Source organism: Streptomyces reniochalinae, from assembly GCF_003323735.1.
In the GTDB taxonomy this organism is placed as follows: domain Bacteria; phylum Actinomycetota; class Actinomycetes; order Streptomycetales; family Streptomycetaceae; genus Streptomyces; species Streptomyces reniochalinae.
This window is the reverse complement of record NZ_QOIM01000046.1, coordinates 103,665-129,601: the sequence shown is the minus strand read 5'-3', so window position 1 is coordinate 129,601 and position 25,937 is coordinate 103,665. Positions and strand designations below refer to the sequence as shown.

Here is a 25,937-nt window from a genome sequence, read left to right as displayed (position 1 = left end):
CATCGCTCTGGCTCGACGCAAGGCCAACGTCCTCTACGCCATGCTCCGCGACCGACAGCCCTTCCAGCACCGGCCACCCCTGCGTCTCATCGCTTGACAGAAGCATTAGGCAGCCACCTCCCGGCGGGGTGCCAGCCGGTGGGCGGCCAGGTCGCCCAGAAGGTTGACCACGACCGCGGTGCCGGTGAACAGCAGCGCATACGCCTGCACCTGCGGCAGGTCCCTGTTCTGCACCGCTTCGACGAAGCCGCTGCCCAGCCCGCGGAAGCCGAAGACCGCCTCCACCAGAACGGCGCCGCCCAGCAGGCCCTCCACACACCGGGCAAACTGCTGCGCGGCGGGCCCCAGGGCAGCTGGCAGCACATGGCGCAGCACAACCGTCCGCTCCCGCATCCCCAGCAGCCGCAGGTGGGTGGCGACGGCATTGTGCCGCTGCGCCGCCACCCCGACGCGGATCTGCCGTGCCAGATCGCACAGATGCCGAGCACTCAGCACCGTGACGGGCAGCACCAGCACCGCCGGCTGTGAGAGCAGCGCAGCGGTGTCCATACCGACGGCTGTCGCGGGCAGCAGCCCGGCCGCCAGCGACAAGGAGGCGACGAGGAGCAGCCCTAGCACGAACTCCGGTACCGAGTGCAGCACAACGGCTCCTGCGTTCAGCGCGCGGTCGAGGCGACTGCCCTCTCGCAACCCCGAAACGGTGCCCAGCAGCGGCGCCACGGCCATGACCAGTACCAACGCGGGCACGCCCAGCAGGAGTGTCACTCCGATACGGCGGCCGAGGTCATCGACGACCGGCAGCCCGGTCGTCAACGAGGTCCCCAGGTCACCGGAGCACACCTTCCCGAGCCAGTGCCAGAAACGGGTCGGTGCCGGTTCGTTCAGGCCCAGCCGCTCACGCAGAGCGCTGACCTGCTCCGGCGTGCCGAGTTCGCCGCGGAGCACGTCGGCCGTGTCGCCTGGCAGCAGGGAGCCGATGGTGAAGACGGCGACGAGCACGACCAGGCACTGGAGCAGGGCCAAGAGGGAGCGTCGCAGGACGTAATCGCGCATATCAGGTGTAGTCGAGCTGTCAGCCCAGCCGCACCCGGTCGAACCTGGCCCAATCGTGCGAGTTGGGCGGTGCGGCCCGCATGCCGTGGACCGAGGGGCCGATGGCGTCGTTGGCGTCGGAGAAGGCCCACACCAGCAGCCCGGACTCGTCGCGGGCGATCTTCTGAGCCCGGGCGAGCAGGGTCAGCCGGTCCTGCTCGTCGCGAGTGGTGCGGGCGCGGGCCAGCAGCGCGTCGAACCTTTTCGAGGCGTACTGCGTCTGATTGCGGGCGGCTCCGCCGCGGACCCTTTGTTGCAGGAAGTCGGAGATGGGCAGCGTGGAGGTGGTGTTGAAGGCTGCGACGCCCTTGGTCTTGATCTCGCTGAAGTAGGTACTGGAGGCACGAGTGCGGGCAGTCAGCTTCAGCCCTATGTCGCGTAGTTGGCGCGCCATGAGGTCCGCTGCGGGTTCCCACGCAGCGTCGACCGAACTGGTCTCCACGGTGATCTCCAGCCCGTCGGCACCGGCCTCCTTGACGAGCTTGCGCGCCTCGCCGACATCACGGTCACGGGGTTTCAGGTCGTGGGGGTAGCCACGTAGGCCCATGCCGAACAGATCGTTTCCCACCTCCCCATGCCCGGCTAGCGCGACCCGCACCAAAGCCTGCCGATCGATCCCGACCTGCATCGCCCGCACCAGCCGGGAATCGTCGAACGGTTCGCGGCCGGTGCGCAGCAGCAGCTGCTGGGCTGTGGCGCGCTTCGCCGTCAACAGCCGCGTCGAACCGTCTTTCCTCAGTCGTTCGACGGAGGACCCGGCCATATCTGCTGCGTAGTGCACCTGACCGGAGAGCAGCGCGTGGAGCCGCGCCGACTCCTCGTTCGCGGGCACGATCTCCAGCTCGGCTATGTGCGGGGCACCGTCCCAGTGGCCGGTCCAGCGCCGATAGCGAGCCGTGCCACCGGGCGTGAAGGACACGTAGGTGAAGGGGCCGGAGCCGACCGGCTCGCGGAAGTCCGTCGTGCCGTCCGGGATGATTTCTGTACCGGGCCCGGCGAAGACGGTCGGGAACTCGAAATTCGGTGCCTTCAGCACGAAGACGACGGAGCGCCGCGCATCCGCCCTGCTGGCGTCGAAGTCGATCGCGGACAGCAGCTCCTGCGAGGGAGACCCGGTATCCGGGTCTGCGGCACGCCGGTAGCTGTAGAGAACGTCTTTCGCCGTCACCGGCTTCCCGTCGTGGAACTCCGCCTTGCGCACGCGTATCCGCCACCGGGTGCCTGAGGGGTCGCTCTCCCAGGATTCCGCAAGCCGCTTGCGGACAGACATGTCGTCCGCGTAGGTGCCGAGGGTGTCATAGAGCGTCTTGGCGCGGACCTGGTCGACGAAGTTCGGGGCGACGTGGGGGTCGAGGGTTTCCTGGGAACCACCGGCCGTGAAGGCGGCGCGGAACCGGTCGTCCCCTCCCCCGTCCTTTCCGTCCGCACCGCATCCGGCGAGAAGAGCGGAAGCACCCAGGGCCAGACCACCGCCCGCGGCCAGCACTCGGCGCCTGCCGGGATCGGGCCGGGGCGTCGGCCTCATAGGCGTACGCGTCGTCACAGTCGATCCTCTCCGGGGTTTCCTCGCCCCTTCTGTCGGACCGGCGACGGATCAGTCTCCTGGCTCCCGGATCGTCGCTCGCCTCCGCCTTCCCGCCCGCGTACGCGGGCGGTGGCATGAGGGAGGGCCGCTCCCCGGTCACAGTGGCGGGACCGCGCCGGACTCGCACCGGCTTCCTGGTCTCCGTCGCCTCGTGTGCTCATTGTGGCCTACCGGGTGACGACGGCTTCGCAGGGGCTCGTCTTCCTCAAAAACCAGAGGTCACCGGGGGACCGAGCAGCTGATGGGAGCGGAGCCTCCGGCGGTACCGATACAGCAGCCGGCGCCACCTGACAAGCCGAACAGCCCCGACAGCCGACCGCGCAAGGCGACGAAAGTGACGGGAGTAGATGCCGTGTGCCGCATGCGTGCCTGGGGCTGCCCCTCAGGAGCCGACTGGTCGTCGTCCTCACTGCTCGGTCGGCCACTGGCTGTGTGATGCGGACTTCTCCGCCGGGCTGCGGCGGAAACGACTCCAGGCGATCCGGGCCGGGTCGTGCTGCGGGGCTACGACGCCTTCCATCGGATTTCCGTCGAAGATGCCGAGGCGGTTGGCGCCGAGGAGGATCGCTCGGACCTTGTCGAACGCGTCCGCTGCGCGCGGCCGGGGTTCGCGCCGGTGTCCGCTCGCGTTCCCCGCGCCGGGCCCGTGCGGACCTGCGGTGGTCCGGTTCACTCGTCCGAGGAGGTCTCCTGCATCGGCTCCTGGGCATCCGGAGCGTCCGGGGCCTCCTCGGCGTTCTCGGACGCACGCAGTTGGCCGCTACGGGACTTCACCGCCGCCGTCGCCCCTGCCGCCGCGGCGGCGAGAGCCGCGGGCACCATCCAGCCGCGGTTGAGATGATGGCCGCACGCGTGGTCCAGGGAGATCCTGCCCGGTCCGGCCACCGCGAGGCTCGCGCCGACCAGACCGTACAGGGCGGGCAGTTCGTAGCCGCCCGAGGTGTTGAAGAAACCGTTGGGGGCGTGGACCGCGGCCGCTCCGGCCATGCCGCCGACCACCGCCGCGCCCGCCGCCGGGGTGGCGAACCCGAGGGCGAGCAGCGCCCCGCCTCCGGCCTCCGCGAGGCCGGAGGCCAGCGCGGACGCCTTGCCCGGCTTGTAGCCGAGCGACTCCATGAACTGGGCGGTGCCCTCCAGGCCGTGGCCCGAGAACCAGCCGAAGAGCTTCTGGGCGCCGTGGGCGAACAGCACGCCGCCCGTGCCCAGGCGCAAGCTGAGCAGTCCGAGATCACGTCGGTCGAAGCATGTCACGGCAGTACCTCCTGGTGGCTGGTGCCTGAGGGGCCGGGGGACGGCGGCCGGGCGCCCGCGCGCTCAGCGGCGCTCGTTCCAGCGGTCCGGGTCGGTTTCGAGTGCCGGTCTGTCCCAGCCGCCGTTGTCGGCGGCTGCCTCGTAGGTGGTCTGGAGGAAGGACATCAGCGCCGCGTCCGGGTCGTCGGCGGTGCGCACCGCCTCGTAGGGCAGCAGATACTGCCCGTTCTGCGGGCTGTAGTGCGCGTCGGCGGGTGCGACGGGGTGGGAGCGGAAGCCGTCGGGTTCGGGGTAGGCGTACGCGTAGAAGGCGCCCTCCTCTCCCCCGCCCGGCCAGAACCCGCAGCTGCTCAGTTCCCGTGAGTAGCCCTCGACCATGACCCAGTCCCCACAGTTGGGGGCACCGCCAGGGTGGGTGGGGGCGGAGCGTCCGGAGAACCGGGTGCAGGCCAGGTCCATGGCGCCCCAGAAGAAGTGCACAGGGCTGACCTTGCCCGCGAAGCGGGCTCTGAAAGCACCCATGACGCGGTCTGCCTGAAGCAGTTGACGCCAGAACAGGTGCGCCGCTTCCGCGTCGTAGGAGGCGTGCCGGAGGTCCTCCGTGAAGGGGATCGCCGGTTCGACCTCGTTCGGGTGGTCCTGGATCGGGGCTTCGATGCCCAGCTCGTCCAGGGCCCGCATCGTCTCGTGGTGGAACCGGGCCACCGGCTTGGGCGCCAGGGCGACGTCCCGCGTGCCGCCGTCGCTGGTACGGATGTGCAGCCGGTGGTCGACGAAGTCGAACTCGATCTCGAAGGCGCCGGTGCCGTACGGGATGCTCGACGTGGTCAGCCCCCGCGCGCTGACGTAGAAGGTGACCTGCCACCAGTGGTTGACCAGCGGCGCGTGTGCGAGCCGTACCTTGCCGACGATCTGGGTCCACATGTGCAGGGTGTCTCTGGTCTCGGACCAGTCCGCCACCCGCAGACGGGGCCAATCCTGCCTTGTGCGAGGTGTCTGGGTCACCGTTGCGCCTTCCCGGCTCGGCGTCACGAACGCGCCGCCCCCACGGCTTTCCCAGGTTCGGCCCGGCGCGGAGCGGGGGCAACTCGGAAGGGGTCGTGGTCACGGTGGGTCGCCTAACCTTCGACTGTGTGTGACGGATTCGGGGAGGTGCGGGTGCGCGGGAAGGTCCCCTCAGCCGTCCACTCGCCCGAACACGCAGGGCCGACCTACGCTGGTAACAGCCGCTTTGGACGGTAGGTGCCGATATGCCGGAAGTGCTGATAACTGTCATCGTGGTCGTCGCCGCGCTCGCGCTCCTGGGCGTTCTGTCGTCGGTGCGCGTGATCAAGCAGTACGAACGCGGGGTCGTGCTGCGCCTGGGACGGCTGCTGGGAGAGGTACGACGACCGGGGGTGACGCTCGTCGTCCCGTTCGTCGACCGGCTGCGCAAGGTGAACATGCAGATCATCACCATGCCCGTTCCCGCGCAGGAGGGCATCACGCGGGACAACGTGACGGTCCGCGTGGACGCGGTCGTCTACTTCAAGGTGGTGAAACCGGCGGACGCGGTGATCCGGGTCGAGGACTACCAGTTCGCCGTCTCGCAGATGGCTCAGACCTCGCTGCGGTCGATCATCGGAAAGAGCGATCTGGACGATCTGCTCTCGGACCGGGAGAAGCTCAACCAGGGTCTGGAGCTGATGATCGACAGCCCGGCCGTCGACTGGGGTGTGCAGATCGACCGCGTGGAGATCAAGGACGTGTCGCTGCCCGACACCATGAAACGGTCCATGGCCCGGCAGGCCGAGGCACACCGTGAACGCCGGGCCCGGGTCATCAACGCGGACGCGGAACTCCAGGCCTCCAAGCGGCTGGCGGAAGCGGCCGAGCAGATGTCGGTGCAGCCCGCGGCCCTGCAACTGAGGCTGTTGCAGACCATCACGGCTGTCGCCGCAGAGAAGAACTCCACTCTCGTACTCCCCTTCCCCGTCGAACTCCTGCGCTTCCTGGAGCGCGCGCAGCAACCCGACGCGGAGGGCACGGATGCCTCCGCGCCGGGCGCCGCAGCGGGCGCGACAGAGAAGGACGCGCGGGGACCCGCGGCCCGGCGCGGCCCGCGGGAGGAGGTCGCCCGCACTTTCCGGTCCGCTCCCCAGGGCCGGAGGTCGCGCGCCGAGGCGGCCTCGCCGGACCCCGCGGGCCCACTCGCCGGGTTCTCGGGGTCCCTGCCGCCGGATCCCGCCGCTCCGCCGCGTGATGCGGCCATGATGCTCCCGGAGTTGCAGGTGACCGGGCTCCCCACGGCGGAGGACGCCGCCGAGCGCGGCGAGGGGGAGCCCACTGTCGAGGGCGACGAGGGCAATGAGGAGGCCGTGGAGGCGAGGCGGGCGGAGCCGGAGGGCTCCGGACACGGCCGCCGCCGTCACCGCCCCGGCAAACGGGCCGCCTGAGCACCTCGGGCCGGGCCCGTCCCTTAGTGCTCCCGCCTGGGGGCGGGTCCACTCGTCGTCCTCGCCGACAGCGCTCTCGGCCCGTGCGACTGCCTCGTCCTGCACGCCGCCACCGGTCGCGTCGCGACCGCCCTCGCACGAGCGACCCGTCAGTGGGACGACGCGGAGTGGAGCGCGGCGACGGCTCGCCTCGCCCGGCGCGGCCGGCTCGGCTCCGAGGCCCTCGTCGCCGACGCCGGCAGGGCGGCGCGCGAGCGCGTCGAACAGGACCCGGACGAGCACTGCGCCGCGACCGGGACAGCGCCGAGGAACACCGCAGGCTGGAGGAGGCGGCGCCGGCTCGCGACGCCGACACCGCCGCCGCGCTCCTGGTCCGGCACCTCGCCGTGATCGCGGCCGTACGGGCCGGCGATCCGGACCGGGCCACCTGGGCTCACACCGCACCGGCCAGGGCCGGGCGGGGGTCCGCGTCGTTCTCGGACGGGCCACGGCGGCGGGAACCGAGCCTCCGCCGCGAGGGGCTACGATCGTTACCTGGATCACACGACGATCACACGATCTGGCAGGTCGTCAGCGCGTCAGGCACGTCAACCATGCCAGGCACGCCGGTCATGCCGGGCACGTCAGCAGGGAGTCAGCATGGACCCGATCGGATCTGCTCGCGGGCGGTCAGGCATAGCTACGGCCCGGAGTCGCCGGGCGGGCCCGGGCGCCTGCGGCGGGCCGGCAGCCGAGCCGCTCGCGTAGGGCCCGAGGGAGCGACCGGTGTTCTATTACGTGCTCAAGTACGTGCTGCTGGGGCCGCTGTTGCGGCTGGTCTTCCGGCCCCGGATCGAGGGCCTGGAGAACGTGCCGTTGGAGGGCGCGGCGATCGTGGCGGGGAACCATCTGTCCTTCTCCGACCACTTCGTGATGCCCGCCATCCTCAAGCGCCGCATCACGTTCCTCGCCAAGGCCGAGTACTTCACGGGTCCTGGTCTCAAAGGACGGCTGACGGCGGCCTTCTTCCACAGCGTGGGGCAGATTCCCGTCGACCGTTCGGGCAAGGGGGCGGGGCAGGCCGCCATCGACGAGGGTCTGCGGGTGCTGCGCAGGGGCGAGTTGCTCGGCATCTACCCGGAGGGCACCCGCTCGCACGACGGCCGCCTCTACAAGGGCCGGGTCGGCGTGGCGGCGATGGCGCTCGGCGCGGGCGTGAAGGTGGTGCCGTGCGCGATGGTCGGCACGTTCGAACTCCAGCCCCCTGGCCGTAAGTTGCCGCGCATGGGGCGGGTGACCATCAGGTTCGGCGAGCCGCTGGACTTCTCCCGTTTCGCGGGCATGGAGAACGAGCGGACGGTGCTGCGGGCGGCCACAGACGAGATCATCCACGAGATCCTGCGGCTGTCGGGGCAGGAGTACGTGGACATGTACGCCCCCGACGCGAAGGCGGCGCAGGCAGAGGAGCGCGCCCGCGGCAAACGTCCCAAGGGGCGCTCGCGGGGACCCGCGAGCGGGGCCGGATCCACCGGGCGGCGACGCGCGGGCCGCTGACGTCAAGCGGTGGCTGGACGGGCGCCGGGTGCGGGTGCTGGCGTACAGCGGGGAGAGCCGTTTCCACCCGGTACACGTGGACAACGTCGCGGAGCTGGTGCGGCTGGCCGGGCGCCGGCCCGGGTCGCGGGTGCTGAACGCCGCGGATCCGCAGGCGCCGACGGTCGCAAGGATCGCGCAAGTGCACGACCAGGTGCTCGGCTGGGAGTGCGAGAGCGTACTGCTGGACGGCGCGCCGCCCGCCGACGCGCCGTCGGTGGGCCTCACCCCCTGGTCGCTGCCGCATCCGCTGGCGCTGGACATGACGGCCGCGGAGCGGAAGTTGGGGTACCTGTGACCACGTACGAGCAGGCGCTGCCCGCGGCGGTGGAGTGGCTGGCCGGCCACATCCGGGGCCGGGACGTGCGCGAGGCCCTGCCGAAGATGGCCGAGGCATACGAGCCGATGGAGCAACTGTTCGACTATGCGGCCGAGGACCGCTGGCTGGCCTCACGCGGAAGGTGAGGAACGGCTGAGGGGCGGACCCGAGTTGCCCGGTCCGCCCCTCGCGGCTGCCTGCCTTCAGCGCGTGTCCCTGACGGACGGCGTCACGGAGTGCGGGCGGGCACGGCTGCGGCCTTGGCCTTCGCCGACGCCTTGGCCGCGGACTTGACCGGCTGCGGCTCGGCGTGCGGCGAGCAGGTCACGTCCTTGGCGTCGACGGTGCCCTTGAGCAGGTAGGCGTCGACACGCTTGTTGATGCAGTCGTTTTCCAGGTTGGTGATGCCGTGCGAGCCCGCGCCCTTCTCGGTGATCAGGCGGGAGCCCTTGAGCCGCTTGTGCAGCTCGACGCCACCGGGGTAGGGGGTGGCAGCGTCGCGGGTGGCCTGGATCATCAGCACCGGGTGCGAGGTCTTGGCGTGGATGTTCAGCGGCTTGTGCTGCCCCAGCGGCCAGACGGCGCACGGGTAGTTCATCCAGGCGTTGGACCAGGTCAGGAACGGGTACTTCTCGTGAAGCCGGGTGCTGTCACGGTCCCAGGTCTTCCAGTCGCGCGGCCACTGCGCGTCGTTGCACTCGACGGCGTTGTAGACGGCGTTGCTGTTCTCGCTGGCCTTGTTGCCCTCGACGTCCGCCATGTCGGGGCCCGCGGCCTCGACCAGCGGCTTCTCGTCACCCTTGAGGTAGGCGGCCCACACCGAGGCGACCTCGGCCCAGGCGGAGTCGTAGTACGGGGCGCTCTGGAAGAAGCCCAGCAGCTCGGAGGGGCCGACGACACCGCCGATGGGGTCCTTCTTCGCCGTGGAGCGCAGCTCGCGCCACTTGGCCTCGATCTTCTCGGGCGTCGAGCCGATGCCGTAGACGTCGTCGTGCTTGGCCACCCACTTCTTCCAGTCGTCCCAGCGGGTCTGGAAGGCGATGTCCTGGTCGAGGTTGACGTCGTACCAGATCTTCTTCGGGGAGGGGTTGACGACGCTGTCGGTGATCATCCGGCGGATGTGCCCCGGGAACAGCTCCGCGTAGACGCCGCCCAGGTAGGTGCCGTAGGAGACGCCGAGGTAGTTGAGCTTCTTGTCGCCGAGCGCTGCACGGATGACGTCGAGGTCGCGGGCCGTGTTGGGCGTGGTCATCTGCGCAAGGAGGCCGCCGCTGCGCTCCTTGCAGCCGTCCGCGTACTCCTTGGCGAGCTTGCGCTGGGCGCGCTTGTCGGCCTCGCTGTCGGGCACCGGGTCGGCCTTGGGGGCCTTGACCCACTCCTGGGGTTCTGCGCAGGAGATGGGTGCGGAGTGGCCGACGCCGCGCGGGTCGAAGCCGACGAAGTCGTAGGCGGTGGCGGCCTTGGCCCACAGCGGGTTCTTGTCCGGGATGCGGTTGGGGAAGGCGAGCCCGGAGCCGCCGGGGCCGCCCGGGTTGTAGACGAGGGAGCCCTGCCGCTTGCCCTTGCCACCGGTGCTGCGGGCCCGGTCGACGGCGAGTTTGATCTTCTTGCCGTCGGGCTTGGCGTAGTCGAGCGGCACGGTCACCCAGCCGCACTCGACGCCGTCCTTCAGGCCCCAGTCCGCGGGGCAGTCCTTCCAGTCGACACCGGCGCGGGCGGCGCGTGCCGCCGCCTTGTGGACGCCGCGGGCCTCGGCGGAGCCGTGCCGCCCGGTGTTCTGCGCGTGGGTGCCGGTACCGTCGGCGAATGCGTTCGGTACGGATATGAGGCCGGCCGTGAGGGCTCCGGCGGCGAGGGTGCCGGCGGCGGCTATGGCCGCCTTCCGTCTGGTCACGTGTACTTGTCCCCCTTCGGGTGCTGCCGCATGTGTGACGGCGGTGGTCGGTGACCACGGTGGTGGTGTCAGGGGGATCTTTCTCCTTCACGGGCGGTAAGGGACAGGGCAGAGGTTGGTTCTTTACCAAGACGTATCTTTGTGCCGTACCTCACCAAGAAGTGAAGGTCAGCGCCTCGTCGAGCACCCGCCGCAGCCGCAGCGCATCCTGCGCCACAGCCGTCACCAGCACCCCAGGTCCCGCCAGCGGCGTGACGGCGGCCGTCTCTCCCAGCGGCCGCGGCTGCGGCGGCTCGCCGCCCGGACCGGGGTCCACGACGAGGAGTTGGCCCACCGCACGGTGCCCGCCCAGCACGGCGCCGTCGTCCCAGCCGGGCGCGCCCGGACCGACGTCGAGCTGCTGGTCGAGCAGCGGACGCCCGGCGTACCGCACCGTCAGGCGGCTGGTGAGCCGCCCAGGATCCTCCCCGGCGCGGCCGAGCACCTGCTCGTCCCGCAGCACGAGGCGGGCGCCGGGAGCCAGTTCGGCGCGGATACTCTGGCGCAGCTCGCTGCCGTACGCGGAGATCAGCGGCTCGGGCAGCCAGTGCAGCAGGCCGCCCTCGCCGACCTCCAGGCGCACGTCCCAGTGGGCGGGGTCCGCGGTGCGGCCCGGCAGCGCCAGGGTGGCGGCGCTGCCGTCCACCCGCAGCGCCGCGCCGGCGCGGACACGGGTCTCGATGGCCAGCCGGTCCCCGCCCAGGGGTGCGCTCATCGCCCCGACGAGGGTGACCCGCGCCCGCGAGGGGTCCGCCGAGCGGGTGCGCCGCACGGCGAACGGCCCCTCGCCGCTGCGCAGCGGCAGCGCCGTGCCGCCGCGCCCGTCGGGCGCCGCGGTGATCCGGGCGTGGGCCCGCACTCCGGTGACGGGCAGCGCTGTCGCCGTCGTCATGCCTGGTGACCGGCGCGGGCCGCCGCCTGCCCCGGCTCCGGCTCCGGCTCCGGCTCCGGCTCCGGCTCCGGCTCCGGCTCCGGCTCCGGCCTGAGCGTGTCCGCCGCGGCCGCCCAGTCCGCGAGCCGGGCGCGCACCCAGTCGGCCACCGGATCGACACCGGGCTCGCCCCGCAACGACTGGAAGATCACGGGCAGTTCGCCGCGCTGCTGCTCGGCGTCCCGCGCCATGCCTTCCAGGTCGGAGCCCACGTAGGGGGCCAGGTCGGTCTTGTTGACGATGAGCAGGTCGGCCGTGGAGACGCCGGGGCCGCCCTTGCGGGGGATGTCGTCGCCGCCCGCCACGTCGATGACGAAGATCTGCTCGTCCACCAAGCCCCTGGAGAACGTCGCCGTCAGATTGTCGCCACCGGATTCGACCAGGACCAGGTCGAGCGGGCCGATCTCGTCCTCCAGGTCCTCGACGGCCTCCAGGTTGGCGGAGATGTCGTCCCGGATCGCGGTGTGCGGGCAGGCCCCCGTCTCCACCGCGGTGATCCGCTCCGGCGGCAGCACGGCCTCGCGGAGCAGGAAGGCGGCGTCCTCGCGGGTGTAGATGTCGTTGGTGACGACGGCGAGCGAGAGCCGGTCGCGCAGCGCGCGGCACAGCGCCGCCACGGTCGCGGTCTTGCCGGAGCCGACGGGGCCGCCCAGTCCGACGCGCAGCGCCCTGCGGCTGCCGTCGGCCCGGACGGCCGAGGCGCTGTGCCGCTCGGGGTAGGTGGTGGAGTGGTCGAGATGCACGGGGTCCTCCTGGAAGTGCGGGGCGCGGGTACGGGTCGGGGACGGCGGGACGAGGGGGACGGCCGACGCCCCTGGGCAGAGGCGGCGGGACGCCGTGCGGCGGGGAGCGGGCGGGCTGCCCTCAGGAGGCGAAGAGGCGTACGGGCCAGGCCGCGTGCTGCTCAGTGGTGATCTCCAGAAGCGGTGCGGAGGCGGCGGGCAGGTCCTCGACGGGACCCCTGGCCGCTTCCCCGGCCCGCCTCGCCACCTCCTCCATGCCGGGGGCGAGACGGGCCAGCACCGCGGTGGCGTCGAACGGGTCGAGGCCGAGCAGGCGGACGACCGCCGTCGCGGGGCCGCTCACGTTCTCGTAGGCGGCGGCGTGCGCCGCGTCCAGCGGGGTGAGACCCGCGGAGCGCGCCGTCAGACCCAGCACCACCGGCTGGTGCGCGCCCTTGGGACGGGCGGCGGCCAGCGCGTCGAGGTCGGGTCCCGGCCAGGTGGACCGGGCCGCGCGCATCATCTGCCGGCCCAGCCTGCGTGCCGTGCGGCGCAGCGCGGGCGAGGGCGTCCGGGCGTCGGCGGCCTCGTCCAGCGCGAGAGGGTCGGCCCCGGCCGCGGCCGCCGCCGCGAGGGCCGCCGCCGTCAGCCCTGCCGTGTGGAGCCGGCCCTCGCAGAAGCGGTGCAGGCTCGCCGCGTCCCGGATCCGGCCCGCCTTGACGGCAGCCTCGGCACCTCCCGAGTGGGCGTGCCCGCCGGCGGGGAACCTGCCGTCGGCGAGCACCAGCAAGGTGGCGGCGCCTGAGCGCATGGTGTGAACCTCCAGTCGTCTCCCGGCGCTCCACCGCGGGGAGAGGGTGTCGCTCAGAACAGGAAGTACCGCTGCGCCATCGGCAGGGTCTTCGCCGGGGACGGGTCGACAGGGTCGCCGTCGATCGTGACGGTGAAGGTGTCGGGGTCGACGCGTACATCGGGGCGGGCGTCGTTCCGGCGCATGTCGGCCTTGGTGACGGGGCGGGTGTCGCGGATGGCGACGAACCGCTTGGTGAGGGCCAGCCGTTCGGGCAGGTTGTCGTCGAACGCGGTCCGGGTCACGAAGTTCACGGAGTTGGCGCCGGGGGCCCGCCCGGTGGCACCGAACATCCGCCGTGGCAGCACCGGCTGCGGGGTGGGGATGGACGCGTTGGCGTCCCCGATCTGCGCGTAGGCGACCTGGCCGCCCTTGATGACGAGCTGTGGCTTGACGCCGAAGAAGGCCGGGTCCCACAGCACCAGGTCGGCGAGCTTGCCGGTCTCCACGGAGCCGATCTCGTCGTCCATGCCCTGCGCGACGGCCGGGTTGATGGTGTATTTGGCGACATAGCGACGTGCCCGCAGGTTGTCGGCTCGCCCGTCGCCGGCCAGGGCCCCGTACCGCTCCTTCATCACGTGCGCGGTCTGCCACGTGCGCAGCACGACCTCGCCGATGCGGCCCATGGCCTGGGAGTCGGACGAGATGATCGAGATGGCGCCGAGGTCGTGCAGGGTGTCCTCGGCGGCGATGGTGCTGGGCCTGATGCGGGACTCGGCGAAGGCGAGGTCCTCGGGCACGGCAGGGTTGAGGTGGTGGCAGACCATCAGCATGTCGAGGTGTTCCTCGATGGTGTTGACGGTGTGCGGCCGCGTCGGATTGGTGGACGAGGGCAGGACGTTGGCCTCACCGACGACGGTGATGATATCGGGCGCGTGCCCGCCGCCCGCGCCCTCGGTGTGGTACGCGTGGATGCCGCGCCCGGCGATCGCGGCGAGGGTGTCGCCGACGAACCCGGCCTCGTTCAGGGTGTCGGTGTGGATGGCGACCTGCGCGCCCGTCTCGTCGCAGACGGACAGGCAGGCGTCGATGGCGGCCGGGGTGGCGCCCCAGTCCTCGTGGATCTTGAATCCGACGGCACCGCCGCGCAGTTGGCTCATCATCGCGGGCCGGGAGACGGTGTTGCCCTTGCCGAGCAGGCCGACGTTGACCGGCAGTCCGTCCATGCCCTCCAGCGTGCGGGCCATGTGCCAGGCGCCGGGGGTGACCGTCGTGGCCTTGGAGCCCTCGGCGGGCCCCGTGCCGCCGCCCACCAGCGTGGTGATGCCGGAGGCCAGCGCCTCGTCGATGAGTTGGGGGCAGATGAAGTGCACATGCGCGTCGATCGCGCCGGCCGTGAGGATCTTGCCGTTGCCCGCGATGATCTCGGTTTCGGGGCCGATGACCAGGTCCGGGTGGACGCCGTCCATGGTGTCGGGGTTGCCGGCCTTGCCGAGCGCGACGATCCGGCCGTCGCGGATGCCGACATCCGCCTTGACGACGCCCCAGTGGTCGAGGACGAGTGCTCCGGTGATCACGGTGTCCGGGGTGCCCTCGGCGCGGGTGACCAGCGACTGCCCCATGGACTCGCGGATGACCTTGCCGCCGCCGAAGACGGCTTCGTCGCCCGAGCGTCCGGGTCCGCCTGCCAGATCGTCCTCGATCTCGACGACGAGCGCGGTGTCTGCCAGCCGTACGCGGTCACCTGTGGTGGGGCCGAAGAGGTCGGCGTAGGCGGCGCGGGACAGCTCAAGCATCGAGGGGGCCTCCAGTGGCGGAACGCAGTCCGGCGACGACGCGCCGGCCGCCGATCGGTACGAGGGCGACGTCGACGGGGATGCCGGGCTCGAAGCGGACGGCGGTTCCGGCCGCGATGTCCAGGCGCGTGCCCCGCGCGGCCTCGCGGTCGAAGTCGAGTCCGGGGTTGGCCTCGGCGAAGTGGTAGTGGGAGCCGACCTGGACGGGCCGGTCGGCGGAGTTGAGCACGGTCAGCCGGGTCACGTCGGCGCCCGCGTTGACCGGCACCGGCTCCTCGGCGTAGAGGATCTCTCCGGGAATCATGGTGTGCGGCTCCTCGTCGGCGCGGTCAGGCGATCGGCTCGTGGACGGTCACGAGCTTGGTGCCGTCGGGGAACGTCGCCTCGACCTGCACGTCGTGGAGCATCTCCGGAATCCCCTCCATGACGTCGTCACGCGTAAGGACCGTGCGCCCCGACTCCATCAACTGCGCGACGGTGCGCCCGTCCCTGGCGCCCTCCAGGACGTGCGCGGTGATCAACGCGGTCGCCTCGGGGTGGTTCAGGCGGACTCCGCGGTCCTTGCGCCGCTGTGCCACGTCGGCGGCGACGTGTATGAGCAGCCGCTCCTGCTCGTGCGGGGTCAATTGCATACTCTCCACCTCACCGTCGTCACCGCGCCCGGGAACGCCCAGGTCACTGCGGCGACGACACACGTCGGTAGATGTATCACACACGTGATACCGCGGCCGCAACTGCCCCTGACGTTCTCTGAGGTTACGACGGCACTGTTTCGGTGCCGTAAGCACCTCTCTCCTACGGCTGCCGGAAGCTGTCCGCACGGCGCACGCGCGTTCAGGCGGAGCGCACTCAGGGCGCTCGGGGTGCGCAGCGCGCTCGGGGCGCTCAGGGCGCCGGGTCGCCGCCCGGGTGTTGCGGCACCGACATGGACACCAGGGCACGCAGCCCCCTGGCGAACTCGTCGGGCGCGATCCCGCCCCACAGCGCCTGCTGGACGAAGTACCCCTGCACCGCGCCGATCAGGGTGCGGGCCACGTGCACGGTGTTGGCCTGGGGATCCACCCAGCCCCACGCCTGGTACTCCTCGACGAGGCGCGCCCACTGCACCGAGAGCCTGGCGTACGCCTCGTTCAACGCGTCGGCCAGCTCCGGATTGCGCAGCCCCTCCCCCCACACCTGGACGAGCAGACGGGGCAGCTCCCGCGGGTCCCTGCCCGCACCCATCTCCTCCTGAAGCCTGCCGAAGACCTCGCGGAAGAGCTCGTCCGGCGTCGGCGGCACCTCGGCGGCCGTCACCCGCTCGAACGAGGCGCGGATCGTGACCAGCGCTTCTTGCGCCACGGCCACGACGATCTCGTCCTTGCTGCGGAAGTACCGGTAGACCGCGCCGGCGGACAGCCCGCTCTCCCGCAGCACGTCCTGCATGGAGGCGGCGTGGAAGCCGTTCCGCAGGAAGCACCGGCGGGCGCCGTCGAGGATCTGGCGACGGCGGGCTTCGAGGTGTTCAGGGGAGACGCGAGCCATGGACGCCAGCTTAAAACGAACGTTCCTTCTTGACAATCACCGCGCACGGCGACACGGTGTCCCCGCCAATGAAAACGAACGGTCATTCTCTATTCGCGAAGCCGCACCGCCGCACCGCCGCACCGCCGCACCGCCGACGAAAGGTCGCACCATGCACGCACCGGAAGCATCCTCTTCCGCACCCCGCTCAGGGCGCGTCCGTCAGCTGCCGGGGCCCGTCGTGGTCCTGGTCGCCGTTCCCCTGCTCGTCTCCTTCGCGCTGTGGGCCTTCGCCTGGCCCGCGGCTCGCACCGCGCCCCACGACCTGCCGCTCGGCGTCGCCGGACCCGCCGCGGCCACCGCTCGCGTGGAGGCCCGGCTGGAGCAGCACCCGGACGCCTTCGAGCTGCACAGGTACGCGGACGAGGCCGCCGCCCGCGAGGCCGTACGCGACAGGGACGTCTACGGCGCCCTCGTCGCCACCCCCCGCGGGCCGAAGCTGCTGACCGCGAGCGCGGCCGGTCCCGCCGTCGCCCAGCTGCTGACCGAGGCCGCGACCAAGGCCGCGCCCGAGGGCCCACGGGTGCACTCCGAGGACGTCGTCCCCACACCACCTGGCGACCCGCGCGGCTCCGCGCTCAGCGCGAGCGTGCTCCCGCTGGCCCTGGCCGGAGTGGCGACCGGAGCCCTGGTGACCCTGATGCGGCTGCGCGGGACGCGAGGCATGCTCGCGCTGCTCGCAAGCGCGGCCCTGGTCGGGCTCGCGGCGGCCGCCCTCACCGACAGCTGGCTGGGCGTGCTGGCCGGCAACTGGTGGGCGGAGGTCGGCGCGTTGGGGCTCACAGTGCTGGCGGTCAGCTCCGCCGTCGCCGGACTCGGCACCCTGCTGGGGCTCAAAGGCATCGGTGTCGGCGCGATGTTGACGGTGCTGCTGGGCAATCCGTGGTCCGGGGTGCCGTCCGCGCCCGAGCTCCTGCCCGAACCGATCGGCACGCTGGGCCAGTGGCTGCCGCCGGGGGCCGGGGGCACGCTGCTGCGCGGGGTCGGATTCTTCGACGGGCGCGCCGTGGACACCCCCGTACTGGTGCTGACCGTGTGGGCGGTGCTCGGCCTGACCGCGCTCGCCCTCGGCGGGCTGCGCGACGGTCGGCAGCGCGCTGCCGCGCCCCTGTCCGCCGACCGCGACGCACCGTCCGCTATGCGCTCTTGACGGGAACAGCACCGCGCCAGCAGTCTCATGTCCGCGTCAATCGCCTCGCCGCTCCGGGCGACGGCCGCCGTCCTCGGCGAACCCCCCACATCCCCCACGACAGCATCGGAGCCCAGCAGTGACACGCGGACAGATACGCGCAAGCTCCACCGGCGTCCCGCGCAGACGCCCCCGCCGCACCGCCTTCGCCGCCGCCTCCAGCGCGGCGCTGGCCCTCACCCTCCTCGGTGCCGCCGGGGCGCAGGCCAGCCCGGGCGCCGAGAAGGGCCCGCACGCCGCCGAGGCGCCCGACATCTCCGTCGCCGCCGTCCAACAGGACCTCAAGGACCTCCAGTCGGTCGCGGAGGCCAACGACGGGAACCGTGCCCACGGCCGGCCCGGCTACAAGGCCTCCCTCGACTACATCAAGGAGAAGCTGGACGCCGCCGGCTACAAGACCACCATCCAGGAGTTCGACAACAACGGCAGCACCGGCTACAACCTCGTCGCCGACTGGCCCGGTGGCGCCACGGATTCCACCGTCATGACCGGAGCCCACCTCGACTCGGTCTCCTCGGGCCCCGGCATCAACGACAACGGCTCGGGCTCCGCCGGGATCCTGGAGACGGCGCTGGCCGTCGCCAAGGCAGACCTCAAGCCCTCCAAGCATCTGCGGTTCGCCTGGTGGGACGCCGAGGAGGAAGGTCTGGTCGGCTCGCGCCACTACGTCGACAGCCTCGGCCAGGACGAGATCGGCGCCATCGGCACCTACCTCAACTTCGACATGATCGGCTCACCCAACGCGGGCCACTTCGTCTACGAGGACGACCCCTCCGTCGAGGCGGTCTTCACCGAGTGGTTCCAGTCCAAGGGCATCGAGACGGAGGCGTCCGAGGAGGTCAACGGGCGCAGCGACCACGCCTCGTTCAAGGACGCCGGGGTCACCGTGGGCGGCAGCTTCACCGGCGCCGGGGAGACCATGACGCAGGCCCAGGCCGACAAGTGGGGCGGCACGGCGGGCGAGCCGTACGACGCGTGCTACCACTCGGCGTGCGACGACCTCTCGAACATCAACGAGGAGGCGCTCGACCTGCACAGCGACGCCATCGCGCACGCGGTGTGGGAGCTCAGCTCCTGAGCGCCGCGCACGCCGTGCGGAAACTCGACTCCTGAACGCGCCGCGTGCGTACGCGCGAGCTCAGCTCCCCTGGCCCGGTCGCCGGTCTCCGGCGGCCGGGCCGCGGTGTTCGGCCGCGATGCCGAACCGCCGGGGCTCGGCGGCCGCGGCACCCGCGCCGACGTCCCGGAACCCGGAGACGGTGCTGATGATCTCCTCCGCCGCCTGTTCGCCGGCCTGCCCGTCAGCGGCCTCCAGCCGCTCCAGGTCAGCGGCCGGAACCAGTCCCACGAGCGGCTTCCCGTGCCGGGTGACGACCACGCGCTCGTTCCCGTAGACGACCCGGTTGATCAGATCCGCCAGCTCGGCCCGCGCCTGCGTCACCGGAATCTCGTAAGCCATGTGCCCCATTCTAAGGGCCGGTGAAGGCCCAGGTCAGAGCGCGGTTGCGGATCGTCGGCGAGCCGTGGTGCCGCCGTGCGCGCGCACGGCGGCAGACGGTGGCGGCGCCATGTCGGCGGCCAGCGCGGTGCGTTGCTTCGCCTTCAGCGGAATCGGGCCCGGGGCACGGGACGCCGGGCGCTGTTCGTGGTGAGATGCTCGACGTACGTTCTGTACAGTCCGTACGTTTCTCACGCGACGACAGTGGAGTGCGACGCCATGCGGAACCAGCCAACGGCCCGGTACGTCCTGCCCGAGTACACGGAGCGCACCAGCAGCGGAACGCGGAGGATGGATCCGTATTCGAAGCTGATGGAGGAGCGGATCGTCTTCCTGGGGACCCAGATCGACGACACCTCGGCCAACGACGTGATGGCCCAGTTCGTGCACCTCGAACACACCGCGCCCGACCAGGACATCTCGCTGTACATCAACTCGCCGGGCGGCTCGTTCACGGCGATGACCGCGATCTACGACACGATGCGGTTCGTCACCTGCGACATCGAGACCATCTGCCTGGGACAGGCCGCGTCGGCGGCCTCCGTCCTGCTGGCCGCCGGCACCCCGGGCAAGCGGCTCGCGCTGCCGGGGGCCCGCGTCCTCATCCACCAGCCGGCCCTCGCCGAGCCCGCGCAGGGCCAGATCGCCGATCTGGAGATCCAGGCCCGGGAGATGCTCAGGACCCGGGAAAAGCTGGAGGAGCTGTACGAACGGCACACAGGCCAGCCCCGCAACCGGATCAGCACGGACCTCGAACGCGACAAGATCTTCACCGCCGAGGAGGCCGTCGAGTACGGCATCATCGACCGGCTCACGGCCAGCCGCAAGACCTCCCCCACGCGCCCCGTACAGGGGTGAGCCGGCCATGGCGAGCCACCCGTGGCCGTCCGACCTGCCGCCACTGCCCGCACTGACGCGCGCCGAGTGCGACGTGGTGGACACCTACCTGGAAGCCCTCGACCTGATGGGCAGGATCAACCCGGCGCGCGGCAGCGACACCTACCGGAGCCTGCGTGCCGCACAGGGACTGGTCAGCAAGGCCGTCCGGCTGCGGGACGCGCTGACGCTGATGCACGAACGGGGCGAGAGCGAGCTGCACGCGGCGACGCTGGAGCGGGCGCTGCGCGTGCTCGACGGGGAGCGGCGTGCGGGACTGGTCGGACCGCCGCCCGCTCCGGGACCGGGCCACGGCCCCGAGAGCGGCACCATTTGACCGGTGCCGCGCCCGAGCGGTCTCCCCCGCCGGCCCTTCGCGCCGCGGGTGGCGACGGGGCTGTGCCTGGCCGTCTTCCAGACGGCCTACTTCGCTGCGGTGCCCCGCCACGAGCGTCGCGGTGGCGACCACCGTGACACTGGGCGCCGGCCCGGTGTTCGTCGCGCTGAGCGTGCGGCTGGTCCTGCGCGAACGGCTCGGCCGGGACGGCGCCCTCGCGCTGACCCGGCGGGCCGGCAGCGCCGGCGTCGGGGAGAGCTCCTGCACGCTGACCGCCTGGTCGTTCGCGGTCGGCGCCGTGGTCCTGCTGCCCTTCGCACTGGTCGAGGGAGCGGTGCCGCACTCCGGTGACCCGCTGCGCGTGGCAGGGCTGATGGCCCGGGCCGAGACGGTTCGGTCCCGCACCACGCGGCCCGCCTGACGTGCACGGCTCCGACGGGCTGCGGCCGTAGCCGCGACTCATCTCAGGTCGTCACCTCCTCAACCGGTGACGTCCGGAACATGCGACCGCTCTCGTGGCCACGGAGGGGAGATCGGGTGCCTGCGTCGACAGAGTGGCCCGACGGGCCTCAGGCCGTCGCCAGAGGCATCCAGGGGATGTCGACCCAGACGGTCTTGCCGCCCTCGCCCGCGGGTGCGACGGTCATCCGGCCGCCCGACTCCGCTGTCAGGGCACGGATGATGGCCAGGCCGCGCCCGTTGTCCTGCTGCACGGAGGCGGGGAGGCGGCGCGGCTTTCTCGGGTGGGAGTCGCTCACGCCCAGGCGCAGCCACTCGGCGCCCTCCAGCCGCAGGTCCACGGTGAAGACGGGCGACTGCCCGCAGGTGTGCTGGACGGCGTTGGTGGCGAGTTCGGAGACGATCAGGCGCAGCGACTCCAGGGCGTCGGTGCCCTCGCCCAGCCCCCAGGAGAGCAACACGTCCGTGACGTGTCTGCGGGCCGCGGTGACGGAGGCGGGCGCGCTCGGCAGGGTGAGCGTCGCTTCCTGGTTGTCTGCCATGGCGAGGGCGTCCCTTTCGCGGGGCCGTGGGCTCCCGCGTCGTGCGGCGGCGGGCGTGGTGCGAGGAGGGCGGGAGACCCAGCGGCCCGGTCGACCGCTGCGCGACAGAGTGCCACTCCGCCGGACACTGTGCGGCGGAACCTGCTGGTTGCACCGTCAACTGTCCCTCGAAGCGGTGAACTTGTCCGCGATGACTCATATCCGTCCGCCGTGGGACGTAACGCGGCGTATCCGTCGGCGCGGCCCCGTCAGCCGCCGCCGGGAGCAGTCGCGATCACGGCGTCCACGGCCCGCGCGGACGGGGCGCGGACGGGGCGCGGACGGCGACAACGGCGGCGTCGGGGCGGGGGCGTCCAGACTCGCGGCGGTGAGCCGGCTGTGCACGGCGGCGGCCGCCGCACGGGGGCGGGCCGCCCGCTGTGGTTCGCGGCGCAGCAGCCGCAGCGCGCCGAGTGCGGCTCCGGCCGCCGCGGGGCCGAGGACCGCGCCGCCCTGGCTGCCAGCGCCTTGGACAGGATGACGGTGGCGACCGTGCCGGGAGTGCCGGCGAGTCCGGCCGTGCGGCGCGACTCCAAGGCGTCGGCCGTCCAGGCGAAGGGGTCGGCGAACGGGGTCGCTGCTGTGCGCCGGGCAGCGTCCCGGGCCGGGTCCGTGGGCATGGGCTCTCTTCGTCCGGGCGGCGTCGCACCCCGGCGAACAGCCAGGGCGTTTGTAGGCAGTCAATAGAACGTAACCTGCCATGCCGGACGTCGAGGTGTGACAACGTCCACACCTCGGACGAGCGGTCTTGTGGACTTCCTCCATATCCCGGTTCGGTGCCGTCGGACAGGATCATGCTCATGGACGACCTGCTGAACGCACTGGCGGACAAGGGCGTGCGGGGCGAGACGCCCACGCGTGACGAAGCACTGGCGGTGCTGCGGACAAGCGATGACGACCTGCTCGACGTGGTCGCCGCGGCCGGGAAGGTACGCCGCAGGTGGTTCGGGCGACGGGTGAAGCTCAACTACCTGGTGAACCTGAAGTCGGGGCTGTGCCCCGAGGACTGCTCTTACTGCTCCCAGCGGCTCGGTTCGCGAACAGGCATCCTCACGTACTCCTGGCTGAAGCCCGACGAGGCCGCCGAGGCCGCGGCGGCGGGCGTGCGCGGCGGAGCCAAGCGGGTCTGCGTCGTGGCGAGCGGGCGGGGACCGACCGACCGCGACGTCTCCCGGGTCTCGGAGACGATCGAGGCCATCAAGGAGCGCGACGAGCAGGTGGAGGTGTGCGCCTGCCTCGGGCTGCTCTCCGACGGACAGGCGGAGCGGCTCCGCCGGGCGGGCGCCGACGCCTACAACCACAACCTCAACACCTCCGAGGCCACCTACGGGGACATCTGCACCACGCACACCTACGAGGACCGGGTCTCCACCGTCGAACGGGCGCGGGACGCCGGGCTCTCGCCGTGCTCGGGGCTGATCGCGGGCATGGGCGAGTCGGACGAGGACCTCGTCGACGTGGTCTTCTCGCTGCGTGAACTGGACGCGGACTCGGTGCCCGTCAACTTCCTGCTGCCGTTCGAGGGCACCCCGCTGGCCGACGAGTGGAACATGACACCGCAGCGGGCGCTGCGCATCCTGGCCATGGTGCGCTTCGTCTGCCCCGACGTGGAGGTTCGCCTCGCGGCCGGGCGCGAGGTACACCTGCGGTCGCTCCAGCCGCTGGCGCTGTACCTGGCCAACTCCCTCTTCCTGGGCGACTACCTCACCAGCGAGGGACAGGCGGGGACGGCCGACCTGGAGATGATCCGGGACGCGGGCTTCGTGGTGGAGGACACCGCGACGGCGACCCTGCCAGCGCACCGGCGCGGTCGGCGTGCGGACGGCGCGGAGAGGGTGAACGGGGCGGAGAGGGTGACCGGGGCGGACGGCACGAACGGTGCGGGCGGCGTGGACGCAGTGCCGGCCGGGGGCGTCGCGGGCGGCGAGCCGGCGGTGGCCGACCGGCCCGCACGTCCGCACGAGCGGGTGGCGGTGCGGCGGCGCGGTGCGGGGACGGAGCTGCCGCCCAATGCCTGAGCAGGCCACCGTGGCAGCGGGCGACTTCGGGGATCGGGGCGCCCCCGCACCCCTGACGCCCACCGAGCTGCTGGCGCTCGACCGGCAGCACGTGTGGCACCCGTACGCCCCGATGCCCGGCGTCGCCGAGCCGCTCGTCGTGGAGTCGGCCTCCGGTGTGCGCCTGCGGCTGGCGCAGGAGGCGTACGGGCGGCGGGAGCTGGTGGACGGCATGTCCTCCTGGTGGTCGGCCGTGCACGGCTACAACCACCCGGTGCTCAACGAGGCGGCCCTCGGGCAACTCGGCCGGATGAGCCATGTGATGTTCGGCGGGCTCACGCACGAGCCCGCCGTGCGGCTGGCGGAACGGCTGGCCCACCTCACACCCGGCGACCTCACACACGTGTTCCTGTCCGATTCCGGGTCGGTCGCCGTCGAGGTCGCGGTCAAGATGTGCCTCCAGCACTGGCGCTCGCTGGGCAGGCCGGGCAAGCGGCGCCTGATGACGTGGCGCGGCGGCTACCACGGCGACACCTGGCAGCCGATGTCGGTGTGCGACCCGGAGGGCGGAATGCACCACCTGTGGTCGGGTGCGCTGCCGGTCCAGGTGTTCGCCGACACACCGCCCCCCGGCTTCGACGCCGCACCCGACGAGGGGTACCTCGCCCGGCTGCGGGGGCTGGTGGAGCGGCACGCGCACGAACTGGCCGCCGTCGTCGTCGAACCGGTCGTGCAGGGCGCCGGCGGCATGCGCTTCCACTCCCCCGCCTACGTGCGGGCGCTGCGCGAGGTCTGCGACGCACACGACGTCCTGCTCGTACTCGACGAGATCGCCACGGGCTTCGGCCGCACGGGCGAGCTGTTCGCCGCCGAACACGCCGGGGTGGTGCCGGACGTGATGTGCGTCGGCAAGGCGTTGACCGGCGGCTACCTGTCCATGGCGGCGACCGTGTGCACCCCGCGTGTGGCGGAGGGGATCGCACGCGGCTCGGTGCCGGTACTGGCACACGGTCCGACGTTCATGGGCAATCCCCTGGCGTCCGCCGTCGCAGGGGCCTCCCTCGACCTGCTGCTGTCCCAGGACTGGAGGGCACAGGTGCGCCGGGTCGGCGGCGGGCTGCGTACCGGGCTCGCGGAGGCGGCCGGAGTGCCGGGCGTGCGGGAGGTGAACGTGCTGGGGGCCATCGGCGTCGTCCGGCTCGACCACGAGGTGGACCTCACCGCCGCAACCCGCGCCGCCGTACGGGCCGGGGTGTGGCTGCGGCCGTTCCGCGACATGGTGTACGCGATGCCGCCGTACGTCACCGCTGACGAGGACGTCGCACGGATCGCCGCCGCGATGTGCGCGGTGGCGCGGGAAGCGTGAGCGGCACGGACGACCCGAGCAGCATGCGATGGATGAGCGGCACGGACGGCACGAGCAGCACGCGATGGATGAACGGCACGGCGAGCGGCAGAGTGGAGAGGAGGGGCGGAGCGGTGCGTGGTGTGCTGTGCGTCTCGGGAGCGGGGACGGAGATCGGCAAGACGGTGACCACCGCGGCGGTGGCGGCGTGCGCGCTGCGCGCGGGGCGGTCGGTGGCCGTGCTCAAGCCGGCGCAGACCGGTGTCGCGGCCGGTGAGCCCGCAGACGTGGCCGAAGTCGGGCGCCTCGTGGGAGTCAACCGGATCACCGGGGCCGAACTGGCGCGCTACCCGGACCCGTTGGCCCCGCAGACCGCCGCCCGGCGTGCCGGCATGGCGTGCCTGCCCGCGCGGGAGATCGCGGACGCGGCGGAGAAACTGGCCGCCTCGCACGACCTCGTGCTGGTGGAGGGCGCGGGCGGTCTGCTGGTGCGGTTCGACGAGGAGGGCTCGACGCTGGCGGACGTGGCCCGGCTGCTGGCCGCTCCCGTGCTCGTCGTCGTCCAGGCGGGGCTCGGCACGCTCAACACGGCGGCGCTGACGGCCGAGGCGCTGCGGGCCCGGCGGGTTGCGGGGGCCGGCATGGTGATCGGCTCCATGCCGGCCGACCCGGGACCGGCCGAGCGCTGCAACGTGGGCGACCTTCCCAGCTACGCGGGCTTTCCGCTGGTGGGCGCCGTCCCCGAGGGGGCGGGCCGACTGGCGCCCGAAGTCTTCAGCGCCGCGGCGCCCGGCTGGCTCGCCCCCTCACTCGGAGGCTGCGCCTCCGAGCCGGTCGGCCCGGCACCGGCGTCCTGATCCCCCCGGGCCGGTGCCGCACCCGGGAACCGGAGCAGGGCCCTCCATGGGAACGCGAGACCCTCACAGGGTCCAGGTGCGCAGTTCGGCGGCGATGGCGGACAGGTCGGCCGTGCCGCTCTTGACCAGGCGCGCCAGGTCACGGATGCGTTCGGGAGAGGTGACGACCTTCAGTCCGCTGGCCACGAGGTAGCCGTAGGCCACGGCGGAGGCGAACAGCGCGTTGGAGCGCTCCAGCGCGGGCACGTGCAGCAGGAGTTGCAGCAGCGCCGCCGCGCGGTCGTGCGGCTCGGCGTAGACGGGACGGTCGAATATGGCGGCTTCGTGGCGGGCGACGGCGGCGACGAGGGCGCCGTAGTCGGCGACGCGCGGGTCCCCGGGGGTCTTCTGCTCGGCGAGGATCAGCAGCCAGGCGAGGTCGATGCGGACGGTCACGCGGTCGGCAGGCCTCCGGTTCCCTTGCCTCCCGGGAGTCCGCCGGCCTCCAGCGCCTCGAACTCGTCGGCGAAGACGGACTCGTAGCTCTTCATGAAGTCGGCGGCGGCGTCCACGAAGGACCGTCCGACCTCGGCCGCGTCCCGCTGGACCAATTCCTCGATGTAGCGGTTCACGCTCACTCCGCGTGCCAGGGCGCGCTCACGGGCCGCCTGCGCGGTCGTCTCGTCCACGCGCACGTTCATCTGCGTCTTGGCCACCCCTCCACGCTAGCACTGTTCCGCTAGCAGTGGAGAGGGCCGTGGACGGGCCGTGAACGGCGCCGCGATCGGGGCGGCGGACGGTGAACGGGGCGTCGACCGGTGGCGCACCCG

28 protein-coding genes, 2 pseudogenes and 1 riboswitch are annotated in these 25,937 nt (G+C 72.2%); of the genes and pseudogenes, 12 read left to right on the top strand and 18 right to left on the bottom strand.

All coding sequences use genetic code 11. The features are described 5' to 3' along the window. Positions 1 to 105: 105 nt before the first annotated feature. The 5 genes from DQ392_RS30755 to DQ392_RS30735 all read right to left on the bottom strand — a co-directional run bounded on the left by DQ392_RS30755 (position 106) and on the right by DQ392_RS30735 (position 4,933). A complete protein-coding gene (locus DQ392_RS30755; RefSeq protein WP_114018973.1) occupies positions 106 to 1,053 on the bottom strand; it encodes an ABC transporter permease in 948 nt (315 codons plus the stop codon). Positions 1,054 to 1,072: 19 nt separating this feature from the next. After that, complete coding sequence (locus DQ392_RS30750; protein ID WP_245982164.1) at positions 1,073 to 2,617, bottom strand: ABC transporter substrate-binding protein; 1,545 nt, start codon at positions 2,615 to 2,617, stop codon at positions 1,073 to 1,075. A 70-nt stretch (positions 2,618 to 2,687) separates the two neighbouring features. Then, positions 2,688 to 2,814, bottom strand: a riboswitch (cobalamin riboswitch). Positions 2,815 to 3,083: 269 nt separating this feature from the next. Further along, positions 3,084 to 3,350, bottom strand: a complete 267-nt coding sequence (locus DQ392_RS30745) for a hypothetical protein (RefSeq protein ID WP_114018971.1) — start codon at positions 3,348 to 3,350, stop codon at positions 3,084 to 3,086. Then, positions 3,347 to 3,928, bottom strand: coding sequence for a DoxX family protein (locus DQ392_RS30740; RefSeq protein ID WP_114018970.1), 582 nt, complete (start codon positions 3,926 to 3,928; stop codon positions 3,347 to 3,349). The genes DQ392_RS30745 and DQ392_RS30740 overlap by 4 nt, the downstream gene beginning before the upstream one ends. Before the next feature lie 63 nt (positions 3,929 to 3,991). After that, positions 3,992 to 4,933 carry a DUF5996 family protein gene (locus tag DQ392_RS30735; protein WP_114018969.1) on the bottom strand — a complete coding sequence of 314 codons (942 nt, stop codon included), beginning with the start codon at positions 4,931 to 4,933 and terminating at the stop codon, positions 3,992 to 3,994. Between the two features lie 245 nt (positions 4,934 to 5,178). On the opposite strand from DQ392_RS30735, the gene DQ392_RS30730 reads away from it, so the two are divergent. The 4 genes and pseudogenes from DQ392_RS30730 to DQ392_RS30710 form a co-directional block, all read left to right on the top strand. Beyond that, positions 5,179 to 6,363 carry a slipin family protein gene (locus DQ392_RS30730; RefSeq protein WP_114018968.1) on the top strand — a complete coding sequence of 395 codons (1,185 nt, stop codon included), beginning with the start codon at positions 5,179 to 5,181 and terminating at the stop codon, positions 6,361 to 6,363. A gap of 36 nt (positions 6,364 to 6,399) precedes the next feature. Next, positions 6,400 to 6,753: a helix-turn-helix domain-containing protein gene (locus tag DQ392_RS36325; protein ID WP_425470642.1), complete on the top strand. Its 354-nt coding sequence runs from the start codon at positions 6,400 to 6,402 to the stop codon at positions 6,751 to 6,753. Between the two features lie 375 nt (positions 6,754 to 7,128). Then, positions 7,129 to 7,896, top strand: a complete 768-nt coding sequence (locus tag DQ392_RS30715) for a lysophospholipid acyltransferase family protein (protein WP_114018967.1) — start codon at positions 7,129 to 7,131, stop codon at positions 7,894 to 7,896. A 1-nt stretch (position 7,897) separates the two neighbouring features. After that, positions 7,898 to 8,400, top strand: a pseudogene (locus DQ392_RS30710) (NAD-dependent epimerase/dehydratase family protein); the annotation flags it as partial. Positions 8,401 to 8,483: 83 nt separating this feature from the next. On the opposite strand, the gene DQ392_RS30705 reads toward DQ392_RS30710, so the two are convergent. From DQ392_RS30705 to DQ392_RS30670, 8 genes are all read right to left on the bottom strand, one after another. Further along, a complete protein-coding gene (locus tag DQ392_RS30705) occupies positions 8,484 to 10,148 on the bottom strand; it encodes an alpha/beta hydrolase (RefSeq protein WP_114018966.1) in 1,665 nt (554 codons plus the stop codon). 151 nt (positions 10,149 to 10,299) lie between these two features. After that, positions 10,300 to 11,079, bottom strand: coding sequence for an urease accessory protein UreD (locus DQ392_RS30700; protein WP_114018965.1), 780 nt, complete (start codon positions 11,077 to 11,079; stop codon positions 10,300 to 10,302). After that, entirely contained in the window at positions 11,076 to 11,861 is a 786-nt protein-coding gene (ureG, locus tag DQ392_RS30695) for an urease accessory protein UreG (RefSeq protein WP_245982162.1), read from the bottom strand. Before ureG ends, DQ392_RS30700 begins: the two co-directional genes overlap by 4 nt. Positions 11,862 to 11,982: 121 nt before the next feature. Then, positions 11,983 to 12,651 (bottom strand): urease accessory protein UreF, encoded by a 669-nt coding sequence (locus DQ392_RS30690; protein ID WP_114018964.1) that lies wholly within the window; start codon positions 12,649 to 12,651, stop codon positions 11,983 to 11,985. A 53-nt stretch (positions 12,652 to 12,704) separates the two neighbouring features. Next, the gene (locus tag DQ392_RS30685) at positions 12,705 to 14,426 is read right to left on the bottom strand and encodes an urease subunit alpha (protein WP_114018963.1); all 1,722 of its coding nucleotides are present in this window, start codon (positions 14,424 to 14,426) and stop codon (positions 12,705 to 12,707) included. Continuing rightward, positions 14,419 to 14,730: an urease subunit beta gene (locus DQ392_RS30680; protein ID WP_114018962.1), complete on the bottom strand. Its 312-nt coding sequence runs from the start codon at positions 14,728 to 14,730 to the stop codon at positions 14,419 to 14,421. Before DQ392_RS30680 ends, DQ392_RS30685 begins: the two co-directional genes overlap by 8 nt. A 25-nt stretch (positions 14,731 to 14,755) precedes the next feature. Continuing rightward, on the bottom strand, positions 14,756 to 15,058 hold the full coding sequence (locus DQ392_RS30675) for an urease subunit gamma (protein WP_114018961.1): 303 nt from the start codon (positions 15,056 to 15,058) through the stop codon (positions 14,756 to 14,758). 253 nt (positions 15,059 to 15,311) lie between these two features. Next, a complete protein-coding gene (locus DQ392_RS30670) occupies positions 15,312 to 15,950 on the bottom strand; it encodes a TetR/AcrR family transcriptional regulator (RefSeq protein WP_114018960.1) in 639 nt (212 codons plus the stop codon). A 151-nt stretch (positions 15,951 to 16,101) separates the two neighbouring features. On the opposite strand from DQ392_RS30670, the gene DQ392_RS30665 reads away from it, so the two are divergent. Both DQ392_RS30665 and DQ392_RS30660 read left to right on the top strand, forming a co-directional pair. Next, positions 16,102 to 17,139 (top strand): ABC transporter permease, encoded by a 1,038-nt coding sequence (locus tag DQ392_RS30665; protein ID WP_245982160.1) that lies wholly within the window; start codon positions 16,102 to 16,104, stop codon positions 17,137 to 17,139. A 118-nt stretch (positions 17,140 to 17,257) separates the two neighbouring features. After that, the gene (locus tag DQ392_RS30660; protein ID WP_245982157.1) at positions 17,258 to 18,256 is read left to right on the top strand and encodes a M28 family metallopeptidase; all 999 of its coding nucleotides are present in this window, start codon (positions 17,258 to 17,260) and stop codon (positions 18,254 to 18,256) included. Positions 18,257 to 18,316: 60 nt separating this feature from the next. Here DQ392_RS30660 and DQ392_RS30655 read toward each other — a convergent pair whose 3' ends face one another. Further along, positions 18,317 to 18,637: a type II toxin-antitoxin system Phd/YefM family antitoxin gene (locus tag DQ392_RS30655; RefSeq protein ID WP_114018959.1), complete on the bottom strand. Its 321-nt coding sequence runs from the start codon at positions 18,635 to 18,637 to the stop codon at positions 18,317 to 18,319. A gap of 258 nt (positions 18,638 to 18,895) precedes the next feature. On the opposite strand from DQ392_RS30655, the gene DQ392_RS30650 reads away from it, so the two are divergent. The 3 genes from DQ392_RS30650 to DQ392_RS30640 all read left to right on the top strand — a co-directional run bounded on the left by DQ392_RS30650 (position 18,896) and on the right by DQ392_RS30640 (position 20,310). Continuing rightward, positions 18,896 to 19,534, top strand: a complete 639-nt coding sequence (locus DQ392_RS30650) for an ATP-dependent Clp protease proteolytic subunit (RefSeq protein ID WP_114018958.1) — start codon at positions 18,896 to 18,898, stop codon at positions 19,532 to 19,534. 7 nt (positions 19,535 to 19,541) lie between these two features. Beyond that, positions 19,542 to 19,889, top strand: coding sequence for a hypothetical protein (locus tag DQ392_RS30645; RefSeq protein WP_114018957.1), 348 nt, complete (start codon positions 19,542 to 19,544; stop codon positions 19,887 to 19,889). A gap of 121 nt (positions 19,890 to 20,010) precedes the next feature. Then, entirely contained in the window at positions 20,011 to 20,310 is a 300-nt protein-coding gene (locus DQ392_RS30640) for a hypothetical protein (protein WP_425470641.1), read from the top strand. 148 nt (positions 20,311 to 20,458) lie between these two features. On the opposite strand, the gene DQ392_RS30635 is transcribed toward DQ392_RS30640, so the two are convergent. After that, a complete protein-coding gene (locus DQ392_RS30635) occupies positions 20,459 to 20,890 on the bottom strand; it encodes an ATP-binding protein (RefSeq protein ID WP_114018956.1) in 432 nt (143 codons plus the stop codon). Between the two features lie 307 nt (positions 20,891 to 21,197). Beyond that, positions 21,198 to 21,447 (bottom strand): annotated as a pseudogene (locus tag DQ392_RS30630) (8-amino-7-oxononanoate synthase); the annotation flags it as partial. A gap of 282 nt (positions 21,448 to 21,729) precedes the next feature. On the opposite strand from DQ392_RS30630, the gene bioB reads away from it, so the two are divergent. The 3 genes from bioB (at position 21,730) to bioD (ending at position 25,128) form a co-directional block, all read left to right on the top strand. After that, complete coding sequence (gene bioB, locus DQ392_RS30625) at positions 21,730 to 22,947, top strand: biotin synthase BioB (protein ID WP_114018988.1); 1,218 nt, start codon at positions 21,730 to 21,732, stop codon at positions 22,945 to 22,947. After that, positions 22,940 to 24,292 carry an adenosylmethionine--8-amino-7-oxononanoate transaminase gene (locus DQ392_RS30620; RefSeq protein WP_114018955.1) on the top strand — a complete coding sequence of 451 codons (1,353 nt, stop codon included), beginning with the start codon at positions 22,940 to 22,942 and terminating at the stop codon, positions 24,290 to 24,292. Before bioB ends, DQ392_RS30620 begins: the two co-directional genes overlap by 8 nt. A gap of 68 nt (positions 24,293 to 24,360) precedes the next feature. Beyond that, positions 24,361 to 25,128, top strand: a complete 768-nt coding sequence (gene bioD, locus DQ392_RS30615; RefSeq protein WP_114018987.1) for a dethiobiotin synthase — start codon at positions 24,361 to 24,363, stop codon at positions 25,126 to 25,128. Between the two features lie 63 nt (positions 25,129 to 25,191). Here the strand turns inward: bioD and DQ392_RS30610 are convergent, their stop codons facing one another. Next, positions 25,192 to 25,563, bottom strand: coding sequence for a fic family toxin-antitoxin system, toxin component (locus DQ392_RS30610; RefSeq protein WP_114018954.1), 372 nt, complete (start codon positions 25,561 to 25,563; stop codon positions 25,192 to 25,194). Next, the gene (locus DQ392_RS30605) at positions 25,560 to 25,823 is read right to left on the bottom strand and encodes a toxin-antitoxin system HicB family antitoxin (RefSeq protein WP_245982155.1); all 264 of its coding nucleotides are present in this window, start codon (positions 25,821 to 25,823) and stop codon (positions 25,560 to 25,562) included. Before DQ392_RS30605 ends, DQ392_RS30610 begins: the two co-directional genes overlap by 4 nt. Between the last annotated feature and the right edge of the window lie 114 nt (positions 25,824 to 25,937).

Bases quoted from the DNA above. Each gene is read 5' to 3' on its own strand.
- DQ392_RS30680 (WP_114018962.1), bottom strand. From the start codon at position 14,730: ATGATTCCCGGAGAGATCCTCTACGCCGAGGAGCCGGTGCCGGTCAAC.
- DQ392_RS30750 (WP_245982164.1), bottom strand. From the start codon at position 2,617: ATGAGGCCGACGCCCCGGCCCGATCCCGGCAGGCGCCGAGTGCTGGCC.
- DQ392_RS30635 (WP_114018956.1), bottom strand. From the start codon at position 20,890: ATGGCAGACAACCAGGAAGCGACGCTCACCCTGCCGAGCGCGCCCGCC.
- DQ392_RS30700 (WP_114018965.1), bottom strand. From the start codon at position 11,079: ATGACGACGGCGACAGCGCTGCCCGTCACCGGAGTGCGGGCCCACGCC.
- DQ392_RS30645 (WP_114018957.1), top strand. From the start codon at position 19,542: ATGGCGAGCCACCCGTGGCCGTCCGACCTGCCGCCACTGCCCGCACTG.
- DQ392_RS30665 (WP_245982160.1), top strand. From the start codon at position 16,102: ATGCACGCACCGGAAGCATCCTCTTCCGCACCCCGCTCAGGGCGCGTC.
- DQ392_RS30685 (WP_114018963.1), bottom strand. From the start codon at position 14,426: ATGCTTGAGCTGTCCCGCGCCGCCTACGCCGACCTCTTCGGCCCCACC.
- DQ392_RS30755 (WP_114018973.1), bottom strand. From the start codon at position 1,053: ATGCGCGATTACGTCCTGCGACGCTCCCTCTTGGCCCTGCTCCAGTGC.
- DQ392_RS30730 (WP_114018968.1), top strand. From the start codon at position 5,179: ATGCCGGAAGTGCTGATAACTGTCATCGTGGTCGTCGCCGCGCTCGCG.
- DQ392_RS30650 (WP_114018958.1), top strand. From the start codon at position 18,896: ATGCGGAACCAGCCAACGGCCCGGTACGTCCTGCCCGAGTACACGGAG.
- bioD (WP_114018987.1), top strand. From the start codon at position 24,361: ATGAACGGCACGGCGAGCGGCAGAGTGGAGAGGAGGGGCGGAGCGGTG.
- DQ392_RS30655 (WP_114018959.1), bottom strand. From the start codon at position 18,637: ATGGCTTACGAGATTCCGGTGACGCAGGCGCGGGCCGAGCTGGCGGAT.
- DQ392_RS30620 (WP_114018955.1), top strand. From the start codon at position 22,940: ATGCCTGAGCAGGCCACCGTGGCAGCGGGCGACTTCGGGGATCGGGGC.
- DQ392_RS30670 (WP_114018960.1), bottom strand. From the start codon at position 15,950: ATGGCTCGCGTCTCCCCTGAACACCTCGAAGCCCGCCGTCGCCAGATC.
- DQ392_RS30690 (WP_114018964.1), bottom strand. From the start codon at position 12,651: ATGCGCTCAGGCGCCGCCACCTTGCTGGTGCTCGCCGACGGCAGGTTC.
- bioB (WP_114018988.1), top strand. From the start codon at position 21,730: ATGGACGACCTGCTGAACGCACTGGCGGACAAGGGCGTGCGGGGCGAG.
- DQ392_RS30675 (WP_114018961.1), bottom strand. From the start codon at position 15,058: ATGCAATTGACCCCGCACGAGCAGGAGCGGCTGCTCATACACGTCGCC.